The following is a 25,666-nucleotide window of genomic DNA, read 5'->3' as shown; positions in this document are numbered from 1 at the left end:
CGAACGCTCGCAAGCTCACTCTCCGTCAGGGCGAAGCCCGTTCTGTAAACAGTCAGTCACGCAGTGACATTCCGTAGCCGCACAGCGGCGTTCGTAGAAACTAGAGCGCTTCGCTGCTAGAGTCTATAGCCACACAGCGGTGTTCTAGAGCGAGCCAGCGAGTGTCCTCTTTACCGCTCGGGGATCTGAATTTCGACTTTTACGCCTTGATTGGGAGAGGAAGTCAGCAAAATACTGCCATTTAATTTCTGCGTCACCAGATTATAAATAATGGACATACCCAGCCCAGTGCCGCCTTCTTTACGCGCGGTAGTGAAAAAGGGCTCAAACGCCTTCGCCTTAACCTCATCGGACATACCCACACCGTTATCCTGATACATCATTCGAATTTGTTCATTGAGCTTGTCAACCCGAATAGTGATTGCTTTATCTCCAGTAAAATCATCAGGAAAACCATGGCGAAAACTATTAGCCACTAAGTTAGTAAATATTTGCGCAATTGCACCAGGATAAGAGTCGATAAAAATATTATCATCTAACTCAACGGTTAAGGTAATGTTTTTCTTACGCATTAAAGGTCTTAACGAGCTAAAAATTTGGAATATATAGGTCTTTAGATTAAAGCGTTCACGCTCCAGAACGGACTGATCGGCCGCCGTACGTTTAAAGTTATGCACTAACTCAGCCGCCCGTGAAAGATTGCGTTCAATTAACCCTAATCCATCTTGCATAGTATTAATAAAACTTAAAAACTTATCTTCATCCAGTTCATTACGCTCAAAAAATCCCTTCAATAACGCCAGTTCATCTAAACAATGGGTTACCGACGTCACCGCTATCCCCAATGGTGTATTGACCTCATGGGCGACCCCAGCGACTAAGCTTCCCAGTGCCGCCATTTTTTCATTCTCGACGAGGTGGTTTTGGGTCGCACTCAGGTTAGCTAATGCCGCCTCTAATTCTTTTGTTCTATGTTCAACTTGGCTTTCAAGATCCGCATTGATGGCCTTTAGTTGTTGTTGATAATCAAAAATTTCCTTCGCACTCATTGCACGTGCAAACAAATCGGCTAGCGCGGAAGCAAATGCTTTTTCATCCCGAGTCCATTCACGGGGTGTGCCTTGATGTTCAGAGCAAATAATCCCAACCATCTTGCCACTGCGTCGTATTGGGCTATCGAGCATTGAGGTGATGTGATTTGGCTGCAAATACCCAGCCAAAAACTCATGGGTAGCAAGATCCGTTTGCGCGTGATTAGCAACGATAGTGCGTTCGTTATCTAGCAAGCTGAAATAATGAGGATATTGGCTGCGGGTTATGACTAATGGCTCCTGCACGCGCGCATTATCGAGCAGGAAAAAACACTGAATACTTTGGTGATCTTCACTCCACAGCCAGATCCCGGCGCGGGAAATATTAAGTCCCTTGCAGACGGATGACACAATCAACTGCGATGCCTGTGTTAAATCCCCCTGATCGATCACCTGGGACTTACTCACATCGAATAGAATTCTGTCTAACATGCGCGTCATAATGATATTGATCCACCTAAAGATTCTGTATTGTTTTTGGATAACGCCACAAGCCCACCTCCCAAGCGCTAAGAGATAGATTTTAGTATAGATTCAATCTAGGAAGTGACGAGGCCATGTTGACATTTCGAGATTAAATTTTGTTCTCTATTGCCAATTCATAAACACGAAACGAGGAGTGAAGTGCCATTATTCAACTCAAATGATGAGTCGTTAGAGTGAAAAATCAGAGCGAGAGCATGCAATCACTTCAACAATTTATCTTCACCAAGGGCAAGTTCCATCAGCTAAATAAACAATCGAGGTGCAAATAACACATTGTTATAACATGATAATAAGAGAAATTTTGCTCAATACACCTTGCCGAGTATGATAACAACTGACATGCTAAATTTTACTCAACAAATGGGATCGAGTATGAACAAATCACTCTTAACAATCACCTTTTTAGCCCTGTTCACCACCGCCTGCTCAGAGCCCGCACAACCAAGTGCAAATACGGCGGCACAAACCGAGGCAACGGCCAGCATTTCCCTTGGCGATACCAGCCAAAATGCACTCGATTGGCCAGGCACGTATGAAGGTGTTTTACCCTGTGCGAGTTGCGAAGGTATTCAAACCACGCTAACGCTACTGGCAGATAACCGCTTTGAATTAAAAAGTATTTATTTGGGCAAAGATGAGAGCATCTTCAAGGTGGCAGGAAAATTTGACTGGGATGGCAAGGGCTCAAAAATTACTTTATCCGATGGCAGTAAATACCTCGTCGGTGAAAACCAGCTATTTATGCTAGATAACGAAGGCAACAGGCTCAGCGGCGAACTGGCTGAGCACTATATGTTGAAAAAGAAAGGGATGTAAAAAGAACATTGCAGCGTGACAGTGAGAAGTTAAGCGATTCGCTCACAGTAAAATCGTTGACAGAACGTTCTGCTTACCGATAACGGTAAAAGAAAAATGATTCGCTTACCGTCGGTGATAAGCAATTTCGTAAACCTTGAGCCACGCAGTGACGTTCCATTGCTGCTAGCGGCGTCCGTAGAGTTAGAGCGCTGCGATTCTCGATCTAGAGCAAGCTTGTCAGCGTCCTATCTTCTCGCGTCGGCGCCACCCAAATTGAAAAGAGTAACCAACACGTGAACTCTAATATCCAAATTATCCGTTATGAAGAATGCGAATCGAGCCTATGGAAAAATGGCGGTGGCAGTACTAAACAACTGTTAATATCGCCAAAGGATGCTGACCTCAGTAATTTTGATTTTAGGATCAGCATTGCCACCATTTCGAGTGATGGACCCTTCTCACAATTTCCCAGCATAGATAGACAGCTGTGTATATTAGAAGGTGCAGGCGTAAAACTTAAGATGATGTCTAATGATGCGGCTGAGGCAAATGAATTAATCCTTCGCCCCAATGAGCCCGCATTTTGTTTTAGCGGCGAAACTCAGATCGAAAGCCAACTCTTAGATAAGCAAATTATCGACTTTAATGTAATGACTAAACGCGGCAAGTATCGCGCGTATATTGAATGGCCGGAGTCGTATGGCTCGTTAAGCCCAGAGTCTATAGAAACCAGCAATATTGATGATGCTCATCAAACATCGAATGTACACAATAACGAGTTGCAACAGTGGTTATTGTGCCTTGAACCGCTGAACTTAGTTTACCAAGGCCAAATTATTCAACTTAAGCGTTATGATATGGTGCAATGCCTACGAGGCCAGAATTTAAAAGCGCAGCCGTCAAAAATGCAGCGATTAGAAGAAATTGAAACTTCCGATGCAACCTCTTCAGACGCTGAACGACCAATACTTAAGCACACACATATAGAAAACCCGTCCCTACTAAACCATAAACAATGTCAGGTACTGCGTATCGTTATAGAATGCACTAAAAAGTTCTAGATTATAGATCCACACAGTCGCGTCTTCAAAACCTGAGTCCGTCCTTTTGGCTCCGCCTTATATGCTATATACTCACCCCGAATTCATCAAATCGAGCAATGGACCTATGCAACAACTAAATGAAAAGAAAATCATAAAGTTACTGCGAGACAACATCCCAAAGTTGCAATTAATCTACCTGTTTGGCTCTTATTCGCAGGGAACACAACACCGCAACAGCGATATCGATATCGCGGTACTCGCCGCTGACACTTTAGACAATATTGCACGCTGGGAACTTGCCCAAAAACTCGCTTCGGCGTTGGACTCAGATGTTGATCTGGTTGATTTACGCTCAGCATCCACAGTGTTATGCCAACAGGTAGTCACTCAAGGGAAGCAACTTTGGGGAACACAACAAGATGATGAACTTTTTGCCGTAAAGACCATCTCAATGTACCAACATCTACAAGCCGAAAGACAGGCAATTATTGATGATGTAATGGCCAACACCGCAGCCAAAGACCATAGGGGGAGTCACTTTGAATGACATTATTATCAATAAAATAGCCACCATCAAACGCTGTATAAAGCGCATCCAACAAGTCTATGGTGATGGAAGCCAGTTCAAACAAGACTTCACCTTGCAAGATAGCGTTATCCTCAATTTACAACGCTGCTGCGAAGCCTGTATCGACATAGCCAATCATATTAACCGCCAACAACAACTAGGCATCCCCCAAAGTAGCCGTGATAGCTTTACATTACTCGCACAAAATAACCTTATTACTCAGCCACTCGCAGATAACTTAAAGAAAATGGTCGGCCTGCGAAACATCGCAGTACATGACTACCAAGAACTCAACCTTGATATCGTTGTCCATGTTGTACAGCATCATCTTGAGGATTTTGAGCAATTTATTGATGTGATAAAAGCAGAGTGAAGATGTTGACAGAACAAGAAACGTTGAAGGTTGACGGAACGTTCGCAAGCTCACTCACAGAACGCTTCGCTTACCGTGAGAGCGAAGCCCGTTCCGTTATCCGTAAGTCACGTAGTGACATTCTGTAGCTGCTTGCGGCGTACCTAGATTCTAGAGCCACATAGTGATGTTCTAGGGTGAGCTTGCGCGAGTACTAGTCGCTCGTTATAGGATATTGCTGGTTAATAATCCACTCCACCGTCTTTCTGAGACCTGACTCAAAAGACTCTTGCGCTCTCCAACCTAATTCACGTTGAATTTTACTGGCATCAATAGCATAGCGTACATCATGGCCAGGCCGGTCAACAACATACTGAATTAAATCAGCAAAACCCGCACTACCCATTGCAAGAGATTGCGGATGAGTAGGCACTAACTCCTCTAATAAGGCGCAAATTTGCCGCACAACCGTCAAATTAGTTTGCTCACAGGAACCACCAATATTATAGGTTTGCCCAAGCTCCCCCTGAGTCGCAACTAAATAGAGCGCCTTAACGTGATCATCCACATACAACCAATCACGCACTTGCTGACCATTACCATAAATTGGCAACGGTTTACCCTGTAACGCATTGGTGACCATTAGGGGAATGAGCTTTTCAGGGTATTGAAAAGGGCCATAGTTATTGGAGCAGTTGGTCATCACTATCGGTAAAGCATAAGTTCGATGCCAAGCACGAACCAAATGATCCGCTGAAGCTTTACTTGCTGAATAAGGCGAGCTCGGATCATAAGCTGAGGTTTCACTAAACAATCCAGTTTCGGTCAGTGAACCAAAAACCTCATCGGTAGAAACATGATGAAATCTAAATAACCCTTTTCGCGTATCCGCTAATTGCTGCCAATATCGGCGCGAAGCATCTAACAACGTATAGGTGCCCACAATGTTGGTTTGGATAAATGCAGCGGGTCCTTCAATTGAGCGATCAACATGGCTTTCGGCCGCTAAATGCATCACAAGATCGGGTTGGAATTGCTGCAACACCAGGTCTAACCTTGCCCTATCGCAAATATCTGCCTGCACAAAATGATAGCGCTCACTATCAGCAACACCCGCCAGAGATTCAGGATGGCTCGCATAGGTCAGCTTATCGAAATTGAGCACCACTGACTCCGTTTGCTCAATCAGCATTCGCACTAATGCCGATCCAATAAACCCTGCACCACCGGTAATGAGTATTCGCATATCGCCTATCCCATAGTAGAAAGGTTAGAAAAATAAAAGGCCCGAAAGTATACAACTTTACCTGTAGAGCAACGTGACCTTTTTAAGTATGAGGAGCAAGAGAAATACAAGCTGTGCAGGGCGAAGCGAACACTGAGGCGAATGCGCACAATAGCTTGTGCCATTGATTGACGATAAACATCACGCTTAGATTACCCTAAGGAGTTAACGATTCAGGCATTGTTCTGAAGCAGGTCTGGGCTAGTACATTTACGTTAGTCGATAATTCACCTTTCACAACGGGGTATCAGTTGTTAATGGTTCACACTCTTACGACATATATCCGGCGTCTGTTGCGCCCTAATGAGATCCAAATTGACATCTTACCCTCCTTGGCATCCACATGACCTCGAAGGCCACTTACACCGAAAATTTTATAGTCTCGCTTGAGCATACCCTTCCCGTTAGCAAAACTGCTTGGCTATGAACAATAGAAATAGACAAACGACATTACCCCGCTCTGGCAGGATAGTTGTCACTACTTAAAATTTAACCAGTTGGGGCGTTAAGGCTTAATTGTGCCGAGTTACAGTGAAGAACGTAAGCAGCAGATTTTAAATAAGTTACTGCCTCCTTCGAATATGACCGTAGCAGAAGTATCAAGAAACGAAGGGATTGGCGTGCAAACTTTGTATAATTGGCGGGATAAAGCCAAACAACAAGGTCGTCCTGTGCCCGGAAGTAAACCAACCTCAGAACATTGGTCAGCAGAAGCTAAGTTTGCCACTGTGCTTGAAACTGCCAGTTTAAATGAAGCTGAATTGAGCGAGTATTGTCGCGCAAAAGGCTTGTATGTTGAACAGGTAAAAGCATGGAAAGCCGATGCTTTGCGCGGGTTTATAAGCTCCCGCGAGCAGGAATTGGAAGCTAAACGCCAGCGCCAAGCCGACCATAAGGAAATCAAGCAGTTAAAAAGTGAGTTGAGACGCAAAGAAAAAGCTTTAGCTGAAACCGCAGCGTTGTTGGTGCTTAGAAAAAAGTTAAATGCGCTTTGGGAGAACGACAACGAGGACGATTAACCTTGGTCTCAGAGCGCACTGAATGTGTGAACTTGATACAGGAAGCGAACCAGGCTGGCGCCAGGCTTCATCTGGCCTGTGAAGAGGCTAGCATTACATTGCGCACCTATCGGCGCTGGTATCGGGATGGCAAGATCACCGCAGATAAGCGGCCGGATGCGGTTCGACCACCGCCATCGAATAAGCTGACGGAAGCAGAGCAGGCGTTGATCATCGCGGTGTGCAATTGGCCAAAGTTTGCCAGCTTACCGCCATCGCAAATCGTCCCAACACTGTTGGATGAAGATGAATATTATGGTTCTGAATCAACATTTTATCGGGTTCTAAAAGCTTCTGGTCAGCTGCATCATCGGGGTCGGAGCTTAGCGCCGAAGAACTCAGCGTTGCCAACGACCTTTACGGCAACAGGGCCTGGTCAGGTGTTCTGCTGGGATATCACCTACTTACCAAGCACGGTACGCGGACAGTTTTACTACCTGTATATGCTGGAAGATTTATTCAGCAGGAAAATCGTTGGTTGTGAAGTGTTTGAAGAGGAAAGTGGAGAAAACGCAGCAAAGTTGCTGGAGCAAACGTTGATCCGGGAGAAGTGTTTACACAGTGGCGTGGTACTGCATTCGGATAATGGGGCGCCGATGAAATCGCAGACCATGCGAATGAAAGCGTATGAGCTTGGTGTAACGACATCGTACAGCAGGCCAAGGGTCAGCAACGACAATCCGTTTGCAGAGTCACTGTTCCGAACCTGTAAATACCGGCCGGACTGGCCATCGGCAGGCTTTAAAAGCCTTGATGAAGCAAGAGCTTGGGTACTGAAATTTACGCGTTGGTACAACTACGAACACAAGCACAGCAAACTACGGTTCGTGACCCCGCACTAACGTCATACCGGTCAGTATCAACTCCTGCTGGCAAAGCGCAAAGAACGGATTGAAGCGGCGAAAGCAGAAAATCCAAGTCGTTGGGGAAAACGAGAAGTACGGAACTGCGAACCTGTGGGACCGACAACACTGAATCCGGAAAAAGAGTCAGTTAAAGAAGTGGAAAAAAAGGCCGCTTAAAACGGTCGATGGTGACAACTAGCTTGAAAAACGCCGAAGTTGCTGTATCTGGCTTTACACCAGATTGCTAAAAAGTGGACAATGCCACTACGAGATTGGAAGCCTGCCATGAGGCAGTTTATGCTCATGTACAGCAACCGTGTGTCGTTATAATAAATAGCCTTTTATAGTCTCCAACTCTCATATTTTGAAGACGATGTGTCAGATCTAGTCTGAACTAATACATTAAAGGGCGTTTAGACAGCATGCTTAGACATTTAATTTTAGCCTGATGCTGAATTCCGAACGCCCTACTAGCAATACTAAATCTCACTAATAACCATATTGACTAACTGGTTGCCAGTGTTTCTTAACATCATTCTCAATAAACTTTTGTTTTTCTTTAATTAAATCAGTCTCAACTAACCCTATTGCTTGATGGGCCTTTTCCTTAGTACTGATATCTGGATAGCTAACTTGAGTAACGTTAAGTTGCTTCAATATTCCAGCGAGCAGATGACGTGCTTCGTTCGCTTGTTCAATGGCTTTATCTAAAAGCTGCTTACCTTCTTGTGGATTATGTGCATACAAACCATGTGAAGACATGGCAAAGTCCCAGCGCCACTGACTGTGTCGTATCGCCATAATGGGCTCATTCATATTATCCCATTTAGCACCGGCATCCCATGCTGCTTTGGCTTCGTAATGAGCCTTGACGAGTAAAGCTTCCACTTCGCGGGCTTTTGTTTCAATAGTTAACTTATTCGCCGCGAGTTTAGTTTCGATTTTGGTTTTGCTGCTATGGCAGCCGCTGCAGCTACTATCAAAGTGCGGTAAGGCCTTATCAACTTTATGGCTCGTAAATTCAACACCTTTTGCATCCTGCTGGGTAGGCATATGACAGGTAATGCAAGTGACACCGACTTCGGCATGTTTACTGCGACTCCAGTGTTCAAACTCAGGATGACGTGCTTTGAGTATGGGCGTTTTCGAAAGAGGATGGATCCATTCGAAGAAGCGGCGAGTGTCATAGTATTTTTCAATATCATCAGCGGTATTGCCAAATATCCAGGGAATGTTGACAACATTACTTTTTTCCGGACGGAAATAGTAAGTGACATGACATTGACCACAAACCTGCGCACCTTGCATATTAATATCTTGTTTATCGAATGGCAGATGAATTTTAGCCATCGCATCTTGCGCATGAGGGCGAGGTAAGGCTAATTGATGAGTGCCAGATTCATGGCAGTCACTGCAATACACTACGCTTTGGATCTCTTTGCCCAGATCGGTAAAGTTTTTAGCGGAGTATCCTTCAAATCCCAGTTGTTCAATCAATCTAGGGGCATCCGGTGTCTTGCAGGTCCAACAACTGGCGGATAACCCATTCTCTCCTGCTTTAGGTGGCGTACCCGTACGTAAAGTATGCGTCACATCGGCAACGGCAAAATGGTGTCCACGTGGGCTATGGTACTCTTTGGCATAGGAAGATCCTGCCCAGAGTATGATGCTGGCGGGATAATTGGCGAGCATATCCTCGCGTTCAACTTGTTCAGAGGTGGCTTGCCAAGATTGATATTGGTTAGGATATTTTTGTTGATTGCTAGTATCGGAAGCCGCTACAGATGTACATGTAGTGATGACGAACAAGCAAATCAATTTTAGCAATGTAACTGTTTTAAAATAAGTTTTCACTTTGTAACCTTTTGTCCTAACATCAATATTAACCTGGGCGCCCATCAATACGAGGGCGAGAGAGTATTGGCAAATAGTGCCATACAAACAGTGCAAATGCGATAAACCAGCAAGTGCCAGCCAACCATAACCATACTTGGGAGTGGGCCGGAAACCAGATGGGCATCAATGCCCTGAGCATTGCCGCTAATGGTAGGCAGATAAATGCTAAGATCATTTTCGGGCCTTCATAAATATTTCGACTTGTGTGCCCGAGTGACACTCTGGAGATCATCGAAAGACACAGGGTAGCCATACAACCAATAGCAAATAGGTGAAGCAGGCTGCGATAGGCATATTCATTATCGAGATACCAACTCATGGCTAACAGGCTAAGTGGCAACATTAAATAGGCAAGATGCAAGGACCACAGCATAGGTTCCGTCAGTGTTTTATGGGGTAACCAGCGTACAAATCGGACTAGATGCAAGAGCCCTGTAATGAGTAGTAAGCCTCGCTCGACTTCCTGAGGTATAAGGTGGATGAGTGATTGAATGACGAGCAAGATCATCGTCAGGATCAGCGGGTATTCAACCCAAGTTAAGGGATCTGCTTTAGTGGCCTTAATGCGCATCGCGGTAAAGAATGGAATGACACGCCCACCGACTATGGTGATAAGTAAGGCTAACCACCATAACATGGCCTGCCAAATTTGATTGGCAAGGATGAAGTCGCGTTCAAATAAAGCGTAATAGCTGACATTGTTAATCACGAGTGCGGCAAACAACATAATCGGAAAACCAATATTGCGCCATTGCTTCACCTTATAAATGCAGCGCCATAGGGTAAGGCTTGCCATACCAAGGAACAATGAATCAAATAATGCCGGCAAAATTAGTGGAATTTGAATAGGGAGTAACAGTAATAATCGTGCCAGCAACCAGCAACTAAAGGTCAACGCAAGTGGCCATCCCTTTAATGTGGGTTGATTTGTCCAATTTTGAACAGCAGTAAGTAAAAAACCACAGACAATTGCGATTGCAAAACCGAACAACATTTCATGTGGATGCCACCATAGGGGCAATACTTTACTCCAAAAAGATGAAGGAAAAAAACTATATTGAGGAGTAAACCAAGTTAGTAACCACAAAGGGATATATAACGCAGCTAATATTGCTCCCCCAAGAAAAAAAGGTCTAAAGCCTAGTCGCCATAACGCATGAGTTCGTTCGGTTTGTGTAGGATCATCAATATTTAGCATAGTTTTCACCCTAGTTGCAGACGACAGATAAGACGCATTGGGAAGTTCTGGAGATATTGAACTAATGCCATGTGGCCAAGCATCATTGTTCGTGTGTTTCTCTCTAAATTTAGAGGAACACACGCCCTTGAGGGAGTGTCCCTCAAGGGTAAGTTGTTTATAACTGTGTTATTTATTAGGTTGTTTGTTTTTATCTTGCCTGATGGCGAAACAACCTACTGCTACGAGCATTAAAGTCGCAACAGAAAAACCAGCTAATGAATACAAAATAAACGTTTCAGGTGACACTATGTAGTTACTCATAAGGATGTCCTTACCTTAGATTTTAGCATTTGATTCAATTTCGAGCAATTAACAGTGTTCAAGGCGACCTACCGTTATACTTATTCAGTAACCAAATCAGACCAAAATGCAAAACAATAAGGTTTCCCTCTAATACCACCATGATTGCACTTACCATTAGTGAAAAGCCTTGGTAAACACCGAGCAACGCCACTCCAATATCTAGTAAATATGTTACCAAAATTGAAGATATCGAGTTACGGATGCCCCCTAACTTCCAACCATCAATAAGCGTTAATGCAAAATGACTAAACATTAGCGACAATCTAAGTACAACCATCGAACAGGGCAGAAGCGTCTACTACATCACTACTTTTTAAAGACAGATGAAATAAATGTTGATTCACAATGTCAAACAAGTATGGGTTACTCTTTAGCCAGGGCCGGATTATACATTGTTAAATTGGTTAACAAACCTATCCAGTCAAACGAATTTCATTCGATTATGGATGATTTATATCAATCAATAATCTCGCATTAAGTCGACTTAAGAACAAAATAGCTAAATGTTAACAGAATTTACAAAGCATAATCTCACCCTGCCTCACTGAGGGGAGTTTTTTCCCTAATTGTCCCTGATTTACACCGTATTCATTGCTCTTTGATAGAGTATTAATCACTGATATACTTTATCTGTGCATTACGTGCGACACTTCTAATCTGGAATATAAGAGAAAATGGGCGTTGTTGCCTAAATGAATGAACCTTCCGTCTCAGATGCGATCAGATCCTGTGAATACCACGCAGGAACCACTATCAGATGGGCAAATCCAAGCATCGCATCACCAATTGGCCTGAATATAACAAGGCGTTGATCAACCGGGGCTCATTGACTTTTTGGATAGACGAGCGGGCGATAAACCGCTGGTGCAGCACTGAACACCATGGTGGTCGAGGTCGGGGATTTCAATACAGTGACACGGCGATAGAAACCGCCTTAATGCTCAAAGGGTTGTTTAACCTTCCCTTGCGAGCACTCGAAGGTTTTCTCAACTCAGTGTTTAGTTTGATGAACGTGCAGTTAACTTCACCGGGTTACAGCTGCATCAGCAAGCGGGCAAAGACCGTCAAGGTTAACTATCGCAATCCTAGCCGAGGCGCGATTGCTCACTTGGTAGTCGATGCCACAGGGCTGAAAGTGTATGGCGAAGGTGAATGGAAAATGCGTAAACATGGTAAGGAAAAACGCCGCACTTGGCGTAAATTGCATCTAGCGATAGATGCGGCCACACATGAAGTCATCGCCGCCGAAGTCAGTTTAGAAAGTGTAGCAGACAGTGAGGTTCTCCCCACGTTATTAAACCGCTGAGGCGCAAGGTAAAACAAGTGTCAGCCGATGGCGCTTATGACACCCAAAACTGTCATAAGCTGCTCAGACGTAGAGGGTGTAAGCCTACGATACCACCGCGAAAAAATGCCGGATATTGGGAAGACGGGCACCCCAGAAACGAGGCCGTCAGCGCGTTGAAAAGTGATGAACTCAAGCGATGGAAACAAGAAAATGACTATCACCAACGCTCTGTGTCAGAAACAGCCATGTATCGTTACAAGCAGTTGATTAGCCCGAAATTGAGCCTGCGCGACTACAACGGCCAAGTCGGCGAGGCATTTGCAGGAGTGAAAGTGATGAACAAAGTCATAGGACTCGGTATGCCTATTCGCCAGAGGGTCAATTAATACCTGGAACCCTGTTAGGAAAAGGCATACCTAAAATTGATTTAGGCAACAACGCCGAGAAAATGCCAAAAATCTTTAGTGATGACTTCGAGCACAAACTCAGAAGGTTACCGACTAACATAGCGGAAACCGAAGCGTTCTTGCACGATCAGCCTACCCCCTTAGCATTGCCCAACTTTGTCGTGCAACACGGGTATCGGCTGCTTCAATCAAAGATTCGCGGTACCCATGAGGGCAATGAGCGCACAATTTGCTTGATTGCTGACACCGCAACTTATAGCGAAACCGTCTACAAAGTTAAAGTGCTGGTTCGCGAAACGCCTAACGCATATTTGAACGTTACCAATGCGACTCAGTTGCTTGTATGGAGAACTGCTGCTCCGAATCATGAAAATGCTTTAAATGGTTTTGCTTCAAAGGTGTTTGCTTATCTTTTACAGACACACAATATTATGGTGACTGATAAAGACCAAACACCTGACGGCCGTAGATTTTGGGAAAGACGCATTCTTGAAGCTATTTCAATGAATAATCGCCATGTTTATTACATCGTTCTAAGCGAACTTGATGATGAACTGGTGCCCGTTATTTTCGAAATTTCTGACTCGGATGTCTTCTATGAGCATTACGACCCCATAGCTTGGGGCAATGGCGACAGGGTATTTGTTATCTCCTGTATGAACCTCAATGCCTAGTTAATTAAACGCAGCAAGATATCAACCAAGCTGCGTTTTTTATGCCCGCAAATAAACCCCAGGTTGCGTCTTTCCTTTTTACTGCTAAAATCACTGTATATTTCAACAGTGATTTTAATTATGTGCGTTATACCCATCTATGCCAGAGCAGGGCTTACAGGCTTCGAACACATTCTTGCGGTCGGACTAGACCGTCTTACAGAAGAAAAGGTAGCAGCTTAACACTGCCCTCGTCTTTGAGCTGTAATGGCTCTCAGAATTCCCTTGCTTTAGCTGGGGGAGAAGTCAAAACGTAACAAGCTACTAGATAAATGCAGAGGAAAGAATATGCAAAAAATAAATTGTAACGAATCAACCGCAGCAAGGATTGGCATGAGAGCTGCCTTGCTAATATTGAAAAAATGGAACTGCAACCAACAGCAAATTCAGGCTTTGCTAAAGTTGCCAGAAAAGTATAACAACCTTGATATTGAAAAGGTGAACTTCAGTCAAGACCAAGTCGAAAGGATCAGCTATATACTGAATATTCACGCTGATTTAAGTGTGCTTTTTAGTAACCCTGAAAATATTTATGGGTTTATGAACATGGTTAATCATAATGAACCTTTTAATGGCACAAGGCCAATAGATGTTATTTGCAACGAAAAAATCAATCATTTAAAAATGGTTATGGTCCATATAGATCAGTTAGTTATACTCTAAATTTGCCCTTTCTTCTTTAGCGTTTCCACAACAATCTGGTCCATCTTACACTATTAGGTATTTTACATTTAATGTTCTTTAAAATTGAGAGCGATACTTTACATTCTGTAACCTTAAGAAACTTTATTTTGTGACCTTGCAAAACTTTATTTAACAAAAACTCTCCTAACAAATTAGATAACAGTCCATTTTAATGATCGCTAGAAGTAGAAGTCAATGTGAGTAAATTGCCTCAGTACTTCTAGCCAATAACAGCACCCTAGCCTATCCCCAAGCAAGAACAGATGATTCAAGATGTACAAATACACTCACTAAAGCCGTGCTTATTACCTTATTCCTCTGACGGGCAGGATTTTATAAAATAAAGGGGTAAATAGCCTCCCTTAAAACCAGAATATAACTAATGAATAGTGTCAACAACTGGAAACAACATATTTATATCTACGTAAACATTAAAAAACTGTAGCGCAACAACGCAATCTCATATTAATATTTAGTAGCCATAATTAATGCAACGGTTTAAATGCACTCAATAGACCAATTAAAAACATAAACTTGAAAACAGAGACATAAATAAAAATTATTCCGGCGACGAAATTAGTTCATGAATTGACGATATTTACCATTTTTTGTGATTTAATCTAAAGGCTTGAATGTTGGAGCTTGGTTATGAGTATCGAGAAATCTAAAAAAGTACTGCCCAATTTATTTTCACAGCACCAACACCCAGCACTTGTGAGACTGCTGGCAAATGAAAAGGTTAAACAGTGTGTCCCGCAGAACCGCACCTCCGCCTCTTTTGTTGCACTTCAAGTAGCGTTAAATGAAAGCACTATTCCACATGTCATCAGCACATTAAACACGCTTACACCTTCATTATCTTACCCAAAGTCTGCACGATGCCGTATTACGCAGGCTCATCAAATTCAAGCTGCAAAACAAGCAGAATCCCCAGTTGTATCTAAAATGCAACTAGCTCACTTAACGCAACTCTCTCCCAGTGCGATTCATACCTCAGATATCGGAAAAGGATATGAGTAATGGGAAAGCTACAAGCTAATGCTAAAAGTCATAGACTAAAAAATTCCGGCGGTGTCATGCCCGATAGACTCGGTACTAACACAGCGTTAATGAAGATGTTTTACCAAGCCGAAAAACAGAGTCATGAAACCAACTCAGGCAAATTATTAGTTGTTTTGTTGTATTTGTGGCTTACTCAGCAGTTAGATGACTTTCTCCTGCACGCCAATGAAAAGCCTCTCACAGTAGATGATATTCCCGACTGCCACAAAGTGAAAAACAGTGATACATGCGAAGCACATCGATTCAAAAATCATAAGTTTGAGGATGGCAAGTCCTGGACCTATTACGCGCGTGCAACCATTACTCAAAACGGCGAGAAAAAATTCGAATGGCAACCCATCCCTAATAGCTTAATCCACATTTTCAAACCCTTCGTTAGCAATCACAGCTATAACGTTTCATGGCTAACGGCAGCGGAAAAACAACAATTGCTTAATCTGCTCATGGCAAAATGGCGAAAACCTGCCGAGATCGAACACTTTCCAGCGATAAGAAAGCAATTGTTTTTTAAGTACATAACACGCTGTATTCGCACAGATAATCAACTATCCAGTTTAACTAAATCATTATTATTACCTGCTGATATACGGCACCATCGACATGCAGCGGTTTATCAGCAAAAAAACAGTGAACAAGTTCGCGCTGAGCTATTTCACGCGCAAGATCGGTATCTCAGTCGATTATTCACTCATGCAAACTCTCTAGGTGTGAGCAAGTTGCTGACACTCACATTCTCGTCGAGTTCAGCAGTAAGTAATGCCACACTTCCCAGCATTTCACTATTAAATGACAACGCCAAAAGAAACATTCCCGCTAATATTACAAGTTCAAAAGTGGGTGTGAGTTTTCATAGTAAATGGGTTGGTGAAGACCTAGAAAAATACGCAGACGAGTCCGTGGTTTTCGGTAGTAAGCGACTTATACCCGAGAGTGAGGTTGTTGCGATTTTTCGCCATCTTCATGACGAGATAACTTCATCTAAGCCTGAAAACAAAGCCGCTCAAGCCGATTTAATTCATTATCACAATCTCTGCGCTAACCATATTGCACTGCTATTTATAGTGCTTACGGGCATGCGCCCTACCCATGCTATCTCTATCAATAAACAATCACACTATGATTACCGCCGCACGACAGTATCTGATAAAGGATTTCAACGCGAAATTAGGATTTGTGACTATCTGAGACAACAAATTCTGCATTACATCTCGTTGCAACAACAACTCAGTTCCAAGTTGAATGTGATCAATGATCTTCCCTGGGCATGGAGTTTATATGATGCAAATAATCAAGCGACTGCAATATCAGCAAAATCGCTGCGACAATTTTTACATCAAAGAGCCAATGGCATTGTCCCCTATGTGTTGCGTCATCAATTTGCGCAAAGTGCCGCTACCAGCATTATACATAAACTGACAACACACCAAATTGATCGCTTAATGGGACACGCGGAGTACGGTGAACATCTGGGCAGTGACCATACATTTCCAGCAAGCATAAAACAACAAGACTTATTTCTTGATAGTCTGCCGGCTCGATACGGGTTAAAGGAGTTGAAATATGTCTAGTTTATTCAACAAATTAAACCCTGTTGAGATTTACAATTATCACCAACGTCAGGGCTTGTCAAACGCTGGCATAGATGCCATTAGCTGGGTGATCAGCCAGTGGCCGAACCCAACACTCAAAGCCTCAAACCTTTCAGCTCAAAAGCCGACTCACATATTAATCAGCCAACCCAATAGTCGTGAAATCACTCTTCAAGATTTACAAGTCATCAATAAAATCATCAGATCTGTACCTACAGGCAAGCAACGTCACTATAAACGTGCGCTAGAAGCCATTATTGTCTACCTCAAAGAAGCACTGAAGTGGCAAACTCCTGAGATTGAAAAGCTGCCTTGGCCAGATCCTGATTTAAGATGGTATGAATGCATCACAGCTCAAGCGAACGATGCATTTAAACTGCAAACAGAGTATGAAAACGTCAAAGCTCAGTTCTTGAAACAAAGATCTGAACTGTCAGCTGAGTTTATGGCATTGATTATCGCACTTGAAATTGCGCCACTAACCATTGCACATCTCGTCAACATCATTAACGACAAAGAAAGCATTCAGCGTATTGAAAGACAAACATATCTTAATATCAAACACTTAGATAAGTCATCTAATCAAGACGATCTACCGAAATCAAGCCGGTATCACCTGCCCTTATTTGTCTATCAATCATTGACGGAATATCAGGCATATTCGCATAGCAAGCTAACTGAAAAGCAGTTGCTAAAAAGATTAGAAACCTTATTAACGTCATTCTCCATATCAACTCAGGTCTCTCGTCATTACCAGCACCTTTTTCAAGCCGTTTGGCACTATCGCGATCATGTCGTTCCTACATTCTTAAAAGATATTAGTTACCCAGAACGTCATGTCGCAACCCCTTTAGTCTCGGTTGACAAGAAGGACCAACAACGACAATTAGTGAGAATTTATGGCATCGATTATGACGAAATGGCAGTTACCGCAATACCTAAAGCCAATCAAGCCTCGAAGAAATGGCCGCACCTCGAACTGCAAAATAATCGCAATAAGATTACAGAATGTGTCCATGACCTTAGTCATTGGCCTGTAGACAATATCCTGCCAACAATGCTCTATCGATACACGTTAGAACTCATCAATTTCGGTGGGGTAAAAAAGCAAAAACTCGCAGACAGCACCATCAAAAAATACTGCAATATTCAATTAAAACTCACGAGCCCGCTCAGTTATGACCAAGCAATAGACCAAGAACTACTACAACAATGGAGCCACAACATTTATGACAATTTAGCGACTGAAACAGAGCAACTGATCATGCTGTATTTTTTTCGCTTTATGCGTCACCAATCACTCACAGACCATTTAGACATTAGCCAGTTCGAACCACCACTCAGCCCTCCAGGTGTTGATCCATTTCGGATCTCAATAGAACAGTTGCATGAAATCGTCGCAAAGCTCATCGCGCCGCCCTACGGGGGGTTATTGCAGAGGTTATTTTGCGCAGTCACTGTCATTATCAGCTATTTCGCAATGTTGCGCCGAGGAGAGTTACTGCGTCTTCGTTTAAAGGATGTATTTGTTGATCCAGCGAATAAACAATTGTTTCGTTTCAATATCACAAATACTAAGGAGGGGACGACCAAAAGCAGACATTCACGCGTTGTCTATACCGTCATACCGGAAGAATTCGCGATTCTAGTCAGAATTGTGATAAAAAACAGTGAACTTTGTGAACCTCACCAGCATTTGATCGGCTTCACAGAAGAGCCATACCATTCACGGCAGTTGCAATACTTATTACCTGCCACTAAATGCATCAAAGCAATATGCGGCCAGCAAGCGCGGTTTCATCACCTGCGTCATAGCGGTGTACATTTATTTATGCTGCAAGCACTGCACCTTGCATACAATCTGCCGCCACAGCAAACCACGAATACAGAGCAAATGAAACGCTTACTCCATGATGACGTGCTTGCTGCGCGATTTGACTATTGGCTTGAAGGGCAACCATTTTCACTGTGCAATGATGGGATTTTGTTAGATGAAATGACTCGTCAAATCGGACACGAGTACTATGCAACAACTCGATGGTCCTATCTGCACGATATAGACTGGCTTTACCCATTCTATCGGCCAGGCTTTGGTGAATCACAGCCTCGAGAATTCTCGCATAGTGAATTGCGATATTTGCTGGGGTTAAAAAACGACTCAAATGATCTATCACGTCAACTCGCTTTAATCAGCCCTGATTACCAAGCAAAAGACATTAACCAGAAGCGTCAAAACCACGTCTTACTCACAGAGACAGCACTGAGACAACATCTATTTAAGACGAATAAAAATAGTGTCGCCCAAAAGCCGCTCAGCGATTTTCATACAGTCTCGATTGCACAAGACACCGTCAAGTATCATCAAAAATGGCTTGGTAACGCCAACAAAATTTCTCATGACTTTCTTCAATATCTATTTCTTGAAATGCGAAAAGTAAAAGAGGTTAACTGGCCGTTATTAAGCCAAATCTCGCAATCTCCAGGCAAATATCAATTCTTGCCAATGACCAAAGCGCAAATCACAGCACTCAGTAATTTGCCAGCAATCGTGCTAAGCAACGGCATACATCCAGCATTAACATTAACCTTGGCGTGTAATGTCAAAAATGCACGACATTTTGCAGCAGTATTTCGTCAGCCACTGTGGCGCTGGTTAGCGCCCAGCTTTGTGTTAACCGTGAATAGAAAAACAAAAATCGACATTCTATTAAACAGGTTAAAAGACCATTTTGCTCAATCGGGTGAAACAATAACGCTTCAAAAACAACCTGTTGGTCAAAGCGAACTGACCATCACTCTGACGCCCAAATTGAGTGAAACCAAACTAAACCCTCATAAGCAGCACGCTAAGTTAGTGGATCTGCAATTTGTCGTTCAACAAACACAGCTATATCTCTCACACTTTCAACAGAACAACTAGGTGTATTATGTCAAAGATATTAATCCCGAAAATAAAATCTCCCTTGTTTATCAATATGATAAATGCACTAGACAAACATCATTCGGATGCATGTATCAGTGTGTTTATCGACAGCGATAACAGCCGTATGCTCCTTATTGGTGGTGCCCCTGGTCAATATGGACAAATTGAAATACCTCTCGAAAAAGGCCATGGTTTGAAGAATGCTGAATTCTCAATCCCTTTCGATTTTTTCATGTGCATGAAAGAGCAACAGCAAGAGTTTAATACCCTAGCCAATCAGTATATTTTTGAGCTCAGGTACAAAAATGGCAAATACATCAATATCGAGTATTGTTTATTACTCAGAGACGACAAAAAGATTGATGATTCAATACATTTCCCAATGTCCCGTTTTGAATTAGACGCTGCTCATGAAAATCATATTCAATATCAGGTGGCCAATACTCAACGTGCTTATCATGAGCTGAACAGACGCTCGATTGTTGACATTATCAATTCAACCAATTCACTCATACCTTTTGATTTTGTTGAATTTAGAAAAAATGAAAAAGAGATCCGCTTCCAGAAAAATGGTGAAGTCACGACCAAACGATTACAAGACAATATCGACTTACCTCATACCCTCCCCTTGACTGAAGCCGCAAGCCAAACGCTTAAAACGCTGTACATGAACTCTGAAACAGGCAGCATAGCGTTTAGCTTAGAAGGAGAACTACTCACGTTTAAAACTGACCAGCACACGCAAAGTATCTCTCTGGAAGGCATAGAGCAATTTCATCGAAAAATAGCTCAGGAAAGCAGGTTACTCCTTGAATTTGCATCTAATTTATACGATTTCAAACAGTTAAATAACATGATCTTAAAAGAAACCAGCGTTAGATCGCTCAATACTGCGATGCTACTGTTTGACAGCAACAGGTTATTCTCATGCATGTTGCCCGGACGTCGGGAGTTCATTCGCGAAGTCAGCGTTAAACACCTTCATAATCACAACGCATTATTATTTTCCTATTCGCCTCGCACTCTCAAAGACATGAAATTAAAAATTTTTGCTAAAGGAGGCGAGATCCGCATTACGTTAACTCAAAATCAAAATGGTGAACTGAAACTCAATTTCTTTGATAAACCAGAAGATATGTCACCGTTTGATAGCCTTAACTTAGTATCAGAACAATCACAGTTAGCTGCATATCAAAAATTGAAAAACGAGTACCTGAACACTTACGATGACCGCTACATTTTGCCGCCATCGCGCCAAGGAGAACTCGATTTGTTTGCCGAACAACCAAGCGATGTGCCAGACGAAATTGATACTCCAGTTAATGACATAGAGTCGCATGCGCAATACACCGACACGACAGAAAACCAAACAGAAGATAAACTCAAGAACGCTCGTGTTTATTCGCCAACGACTCATCCTGATTTAGCACCTAAACCGAATAATAAGCATTCCGAAAACATCACAGAAAACAGTGGCGATTTAGCCAATATCGATGAATATGGGTTTGCCGATGATTAAGTCAGCCCCCAAACTTAAACTGAATACGGTTATGTGTGGTTGTGAGGTAAATGACAGCAACAAACTTCCGCTAAATTGCACAACAATTTTCATTGGTAAATGGTCAATTTAAAAAGCGCAGCAATTTAAAACAAAATACTGGACAAATAAACAGTATTAGTTATATTGATAGGTGTGTTTTTAACCAATAGTTGGCAAACTGCAACTATTGGAAAGGGACATTTCAGGTTGAGTTGCGCGATGTAAAAGTGCGGTTAACCTAATAAATAAGCAGTTGGGAGAGAGTGGCGGCAACCACTCTCCCCCGTATCGGCTGCACTAGCTATTAACAGAGACCCAGCCGATGGCGAAATTCTAACGAATTCCATCGGATAGGGACAGTGCTATTTGATGGAGGCCACCTATGGCTCATATTCGTGTGCGCCCCAATGGGCGTATTCAGTTCGACATGCATCTTTATGGCTGCCGTTTTCGTGAAGGCACAAAAATGCTGGCCACACCTAAAAACCTTGCAACTGCCAAGACGACACTCAAAAAAATGAACGCTGAAATAGACTTAGGCAGCTTTCAATACCGTGACTATTTCCCCAAAAGTAAAAAAGTTGCTCAATTTGAGCAGTTGCAGCGTGAGAAACATCCTGATCGTGAATATCCATTTTTCAATGACTTTGCCTATCAGTGGTTTGAACGCAAAAAGGCGACGTGGAAAAATAGCTATAGAAACACCATGCAAAACGTTTTAGATAAGTATCTGATCCCACAATTTGGCAATACATTGATGAATGAGATCACCCTATCGCAGATCGATTTTTATCGTCAGCAGTTAATGCAAATGGTAAAGGCAGATAATACCCGGCAATTATCTAATCGGCGCATTAATAACTTACTGTGGCCCATCGTCTCCATGGTAAGCCTCGCGGCAGAAGAATATAAATTTGAATACCCATTGAGGCGCTATCGCTCACTTAAAGAAGAAAAGGCTGAGTCTCATCCGATGACGATAAAGGAGGTTAAACTTTTCCTATCCCACGTCCCTCCCGAATGGAAAGATTACTTCATCATTCGGTTTTGGACTGGCATGCGCAGCTGTGAAATACATGGATTAGAGTGGCAACATGTTGATTTTAATCACCGCTTAATTCGCATACGGCAAAACTGGGTGAATGGTGAAGTATGTGATGTGAAAACACCAAAATCTAGGCGTGATCTTAAGATGTGTGACACGGTATACGATGCCTTTAAACGCATTAAAAATTTGGCATTGTCAGAGTCAGGCTTTGTGTTTACTGGCAAATCAGATGCGCCACTGGATACCCATTTTGTTAGCAAAAAATTATGGTACCCGACACTCATTAAAGCGGGACTGAAACGTCGACGAGCTTATGAAACTCGTCACACCGCGGCAGTGCTGCATATCGCAGCCCTAGAAAATCCACTGTATATCTCACAAATGCTTGGCCACAGTGATACTCGGTTATTATTTGATGTCTATGCACCTTATGTTGCAAACGCATCTCGAAGCGATGGCAACGCATTTGATAAACTCATGCGCAACGAAAACATGCTGTAAAACCCCGTAAGTTATACTCAACTTGAGTTGGCTGATATCATGTTGTTTAAATCTGGTAACGTTATCACTGACTATGACAGAGCAAGAAACAGAAACAGAAATTGAAACTCAAGCGGTCACCTATGCGAAAGCAAATCGTACTCGGATAGCTCGAGAACTGACCGATTTAGACAAGTTTCCAGCTGATCAACAACCTGTGTCTATTTTTATGTGCGGCTCTCCTGGCGCAGGAAAAACCGAAGCTTCAAAAGCGTTTCTTGAAATGTTTGATGAAACGGGAATTATTAGGCTTGCCCCTGATGAGCTAAGAGTCTTCTTCCAAGAGTACACTGGTGAAAATTCATTCCTCTTTCAGAAAGCTGTCAGCCTTATTGTTGAACGAACCCTAGACAGAATTTTTAACAACAACCAAAGTTTCATCTTAGATGGTACTTTTTCAAACTTTGATATCGCTTGTAAAAATATCGATCGCTCACTAAAGCGAAATCGAGCCGTGCTCATCATCTTTGTTTATCAAGAACCTACACTAGCCTGGGAGTTTGTCCAAGCAAGAGAAAAGCTTGAAGGCAGACGCATTTTACCTACTACATTTATCGATCAATTCTTAAATTCGCAAGAGGTAATCCGGCAAGTCAAAGCCAAATATGACGCGGCAATCAAGATAGATTTACTGATAAAGAACAATTATGGTAGCACTCGTATTTACCATGATAACATTACGGATGTTGAGCATCACATAAAGAAAAAATACTCTCGCACAGAATTAATAAGACTGCTAATCTTGCCACCTGAGCCTATTTTTTAGGCTGTTTTATGTGAGAAATCTATGTCGACCAATACAGCTAAAATTAACGTTACTACATCCAAGCTTTCAGCCTTTGTTATGAACGCAAGTTCAGCAGAGAAAAAACGTGTGTATACTCAAGTTATCAAGAAAGCGACTGAGTCACAGAATAAAATGATTATTGAAGCCAAATCCATGGCAGTGTAATTCATTGGTTTTGTGAATAAAGCCCCGTTAGGGGCTTTTCCTATTTCCTCTGCATCATCACCAACACTCTTCAAGATTCATTCCCCTTCTCGTGCTGCAGGGTGCGTATGATGATAAACCTCCTTTAGCTTACCAATCGTCACCTGGGTATAGACTTGTGTTGTCGAAATATCTGCATGGCCTACCTGCTCTTGGATATAGCGAATGTCGGCACCATTTTTTGACATTACGGTAGCGGTGGTGTGTCGATACAAATTACATGCACCAGGTTTATCAAATTAAATTAGATCCTAAAAGTACTCTGACATCAATTACGCGGTGGTTTTTAGACCGCTTGCACTATCCACTCGACAGTTTTCCTAAGGCCTGAATCAAAGGATTCGAGTGGTTGCCAACCTAATTCACGTTGAATTTTACTCGCGTCAATGGCGTAGCGCACATCATGGCCAGGACGATCAGCAACATGTTGTATTAAATCACGAAACCCCATGCCACTCATTGTCAGAGACTGCGGATGAGTGGGCACTAACTCTTCTAAGAGATCGCAAATTCGCTGCACCACAGCAAGATTAGTGTATTCATTTGAGCCTCCAATATTATAGGTTTCCCCTAGTTGCCCTTCAGTGGCGACTAAAAATAACGCCTTAACATGATCATCCACATACAACCAATCCCGCACCTGCTGGCCATTGCCGTAAACGGGCAGTGGTTTTCCCAATAACGCATTATTCACCATTAAAGGGATCAGCTTTTCAGGGTATTGAAAAGGGCCATAGTTATTAGAGCAGTTAGTAATAACTATCGGTAAACCATAGGTACGATGCCAGGCGCGAACAAGATGGTCCGCCGATGCCTTGCTGGCAGAATAAGGAGAACTTGATCTACTCACACATATGGACGCTTACATCCCCGCAATAAAAGTACGGGGTTTTACGCTTAATGAGATAGAGACGTTACTAAAAAATGCGGGGATTGAGCAGCCAAGTGTGCTATCTGGACGTAGAGCATTCGCAGTAGAGCTTCACCGCCTCGGCTACGATGTTGCTCACATACTTCATATGCTTGGCAATCGCACTTTGGAGACAACTCAAAAATTACTAACTACAGACCCCGTATCAATGTGGGCAATTGCCGCTAATGCATTTTGATTGGTGGTACTAAAAAATAGTACCAAATTCGCTTGAAATGATACTAAAAAGTAGTACTATCGATTTAACGGATTATGAGACTTTATGAACAAAAAACATTTAAGAACGTTGACGGCTATCTTTGCTAGGCCTGTCAGCGGAGCTATCAAGTGGTCTGATATTGAAGCGCTGTTTATTGCTCTAGGGGCTGACATTGAAGAGCGTGAGGGGTCTCGAATTGGTGTGGTGCTGTTTGGTGAAGTTCAGGTATATCACCGCCCACATCCTCAGAAAGAAACTGACAAAGACGCAGTGATAAGCATCAAAAAATGGTTAGAAAGGAACGGGGTGAAAGCATGAAAAATCTTATGATGATCAACGGGGTAAAAGCCTTTATTGATTATGATCCAGACGCTGAAACATTCCGTGGTGAGTTCGTAGGCTTAAACGGCGGCGCGGATTTCTATGGTGAAAGCGTCGCTCAATTGGAAGCCGAGGGCACGAAGTCATTAAGCGTTTTTTTAGAGATGTGTCAGGAGCGTGGCATTGAGCCTTACAAAAACTTCTCTGGCAAATTCAACGTTCGGATCTCGCCAGAGGTTCACGCTCGACTTAATGAAATTGCGCTATCGCAAAGCATTAGTTTGAATGCAGCGGTAGAAAATGCAGTCAATGACTACATTGCACATTCAGCGTAGGACGGAAAATTGTTCCTCGTTTTGCGGGGATGCAAGTGTTGGCATATAGCTAATGTTAAACGGGGTTCACCATGTCAATTAAAGCATGGGCTTGGCAATCTAATTCCTGACTTGCATCTGCACCCAGGCA

At 42.8% G+C, this 25,666-nt stretch carries 21 protein-coding genes and 3 pseudogenes; 17 read left to right on the top strand and 7 right to left on the bottom strand.

Going from position 1 to position 25,666, the window contains the following annotated elements; genetic code table 11:
- Positions 1-170: 170 nt before the first annotated feature.
- Positions 171-1,532 (bottom strand): sensor histidine kinase, encoded by a 1,362-nt coding sequence (locus tag B5P39_RS21680; RefSeq protein WP_086904477.1) that lies wholly within the window; start codon positions 1,530-1,532, stop codon positions 171-173.
- A gap of 417 nt (positions 1,533-1,949) precedes the next feature.
- Between B5P39_RS21680 and B5P39_RS21675 the strand changes: the two genes are divergently transcribed.
- The 4 genes from B5P39_RS21675 to B5P39_RS21660 all read left to right on the top strand — a co-directional run bounded on the left by B5P39_RS21675 (position 1,950) and on the right by B5P39_RS21660 (position 4,359).
- The gene (locus B5P39_RS21675; protein ID WP_086904478.1) at positions 1,950-2,393 is read left to right on the top strand and encodes a copper resistance protein NlpE; all 444 of its coding nucleotides are present in this window, start codon (positions 1,950-1,952) and stop codon (positions 2,391-2,393) included.
- Between the two features lie 275 nt (positions 2,394-2,668).
- Positions 2,669-3,436 (top strand): HutD/Ves family protein, encoded by a 768-nt coding sequence (locus B5P39_RS21670; RefSeq protein ID WP_086904479.1) that lies wholly within the window; start codon positions 2,669-2,671, stop codon positions 3,434-3,436.
- A 106-nt stretch (positions 3,437-3,542) separates the two neighbouring features.
- Positions 3,543-3,965 (top strand): type II toxin-antitoxin system antitoxin, encoded by a 423-nt coding sequence (locus tag B5P39_RS21665; protein WP_069455294.1) that lies wholly within the window; start codon positions 3,543-3,545, stop codon positions 3,963-3,965.
- Positions 3,958-4,359, top strand: a complete 402-nt coding sequence (locus B5P39_RS21660; RefSeq protein ID WP_069455295.1) for a type II toxin-antitoxin system toxin — start codon at positions 3,958-3,960, stop codon at positions 4,357-4,359. Before B5P39_RS21665 ends, B5P39_RS21660 begins: the two co-directional genes overlap by 8 nt.
- 193 nt (positions 4,360-4,552) lie before the next feature.
- Here the strand turns inward: B5P39_RS21660 and rfbB are convergent, their stop codons facing one another.
- Positions 4,553-5,584, bottom strand: a complete 1,032-nt coding sequence (gene rfbB, locus B5P39_RS21655) for a dTDP-glucose 4,6-dehydratase (protein ID WP_088212888.1) — start codon at positions 5,582-5,584, stop codon at positions 4,553-4,555.
- Between the two features lie 557 nt (positions 5,585-6,141).
- Here rfbB and B5P39_RS21650 point away from each other — a divergent pair.
- Positions 6,142-7,703, top strand: a pseudogene (locus tag B5P39_RS21650) (IS3 family transposase).
- Between the two features lie 312 nt (positions 7,704-8,015).
- Here B5P39_RS21650 and B5P39_RS21640 read toward each other — a convergent pair.
- From B5P39_RS21640 to B5P39_RS25065, 3 genes are all read right to left on the bottom strand, one after another.
- Positions 8,016-9,425 (bottom strand): ammonia-forming cytochrome c nitrite reductase subunit c552, encoded by a 1,410-nt coding sequence (locus B5P39_RS21640; protein WP_086904809.1) that lies wholly within the window; start codon positions 9,423-9,425, stop codon positions 8,016-8,018.
- Positions 9,409-10,620, bottom strand: coding sequence for an NnrS family protein (locus B5P39_RS21635; protein WP_086904808.1), 1,212 nt, complete (start codon positions 10,618-10,620; stop codon positions 9,409-9,411). Before B5P39_RS21635 ends, B5P39_RS21640 begins: the two co-directional genes overlap by 17 nt.
- Positions 10,621-10,788: 168 nt before the next feature.
- Positions 10,789-10,923 carry a hypothetical protein gene (locus B5P39_RS25065; RefSeq protein WP_014610879.1) on the bottom strand — a complete coding sequence of 45 codons (135 nt, stop codon included), beginning with the start codon at positions 10,921-10,923 and terminating at the stop codon, positions 10,789-10,791.
- Positions 10,924-11,722: 799 nt separating this feature from the next.
- Here B5P39_RS25065 and B5P39_RS21625 point away from each other — a divergent pair.
- The 10 genes and pseudogenes from B5P39_RS21625 to B5P39_RS24785 all read left to right on the top strand — a co-directional run bounded on the left by B5P39_RS21625 (position 11,723) and on the right by B5P39_RS24785 (position 23,711).
- Positions 11,723-12,639: pseudogene (locus tag B5P39_RS21625) on the top strand (IS5 family transposase).
- Between the two features lie 62 nt (positions 12,640-12,701).
- Positions 12,702-13,334, top strand: coding sequence for a hypothetical protein (locus B5P39_RS21620; protein ID WP_086904934.1), 633 nt, complete (start codon positions 12,702-12,704; stop codon positions 13,332-13,334).
- 327 nt (positions 13,335-13,661) lie between these two features.
- Positions 13,662-14,036, top strand: coding sequence for a hypothetical protein (locus B5P39_RS21615; RefSeq protein ID WP_086904933.1), 375 nt, complete (start codon positions 13,662-13,664; stop codon positions 14,034-14,036).
- 669 nt (positions 14,037-14,705) lie between these two features.
- Positions 14,706-15,077 carry a hypothetical protein gene (locus B5P39_RS21610; RefSeq protein ID WP_086904845.1) on the top strand — a complete coding sequence of 124 codons (372 nt, stop codon included), beginning with the start codon at positions 14,706-14,708 and terminating at the stop codon, positions 15,075-15,077.
- Positions 15,077-16,687: a site-specific integrase gene (locus B5P39_RS21605; protein ID WP_086904844.1), complete on the top strand. Its 1,611-nt coding sequence runs from the start codon at positions 15,077-15,079 to the stop codon at positions 16,685-16,687. The genes B5P39_RS21610 and B5P39_RS21605 overlap by 1 nt, the downstream gene beginning before the upstream one ends.
- On the top strand, positions 16,680-19,628 hold the full coding sequence (locus B5P39_RS21600; RefSeq protein ID WP_086904843.1) for a hypothetical protein: 2,949 nt from the start codon (positions 16,680-16,682) through the stop codon (positions 19,626-19,628). Before B5P39_RS21605 ends, B5P39_RS21600 begins: the two co-directional genes overlap by 8 nt.
- Positions 19,629-19,635: 7 nt before the next feature.
- Positions 19,636-21,150: a hypothetical protein gene (locus tag B5P39_RS21595; protein WP_088212886.1), complete on the top strand. Its 1,515-nt coding sequence runs from the start codon at positions 19,636-19,638 to the stop codon at positions 21,148-21,150.
- Positions 21,151-21,553: 403 nt separating this feature from the next.
- Entirely contained in the window at positions 21,554-22,720 is a 1,167-nt protein-coding gene (locus tag B5P39_RS21590; protein ID WP_069453175.1) for a tyrosine-type recombinase/integrase, read from the top strand.
- Positions 22,721-22,793: 73 nt separating this feature from the next.
- Complete coding sequence (locus tag B5P39_RS21585; RefSeq protein WP_088212885.1) at positions 22,794-23,525, top strand: zeta toxin family protein; 732 nt, start codon at positions 22,794-22,796, stop codon at positions 23,523-23,525.
- A 21-nt stretch (positions 23,526-23,546) separates the two neighbouring features.
- Entirely contained in the window at positions 23,547-23,711 is a 165-nt protein-coding gene (locus tag B5P39_RS24785; protein WP_014610884.1) for a hypothetical protein, read from the top strand.
- Between the two features lie 77 nt (positions 23,712-23,788).
- Here B5P39_RS24785 and B5P39_RS21580 read toward each other — a convergent pair whose 3' ends face one another.
- Both B5P39_RS21580 and B5P39_RS21575 read right to left on the bottom strand, forming a co-directional pair.
- A complete protein-coding gene (locus tag B5P39_RS21580; RefSeq protein WP_197721152.1) occupies positions 23,789-23,965 on the bottom strand; it encodes a tyrosine-type recombinase/integrase in 177 nt (58 codons plus the stop codon).
- Between the two features lie 71 nt (positions 23,966-24,036).
- A pseudogene (locus B5P39_RS21575) lies at positions 24,037-24,588 on the bottom strand (dTDP-glucose 4,6-dehydratase); the annotation flags it as partial.
- A 355-nt stretch (positions 24,589-24,943) separates the two neighbouring features.
- Between B5P39_RS21575 and B5P39_RS21565 the strand changes: the two are divergent.
- Entirely contained in the window at positions 24,944-25,198 is a 255-nt protein-coding gene (locus B5P39_RS21565; RefSeq protein ID WP_014610888.1) for a type II toxin-antitoxin system HicA family toxin, read from the top strand.
- Positions 25,195-25,536: a type II toxin-antitoxin system HicB family antitoxin gene (locus B5P39_RS21560; RefSeq protein ID WP_014610889.1), complete on the top strand. Its 342-nt coding sequence runs from the start codon at positions 25,195-25,197 to the stop codon at positions 25,534-25,536. Before B5P39_RS21565 ends, B5P39_RS21560 begins: the two co-directional genes overlap by 4 nt.
- The last annotated feature ends 130 nt before the right edge of the window (positions 25,537-25,666 follow it).

It is taken from the genome of Shewanella sp. Shew256, from assembly GCF_002196695.1.
Classification (GTDB): domain Bacteria; phylum Pseudomonadota; class Gammaproteobacteria; order Enterobacterales; family Shewanellaceae; genus Shewanella; species Shewanella mangrovisoli.
This window is presented reverse-complemented; position numbering and strand designations above follow the sequence as displayed.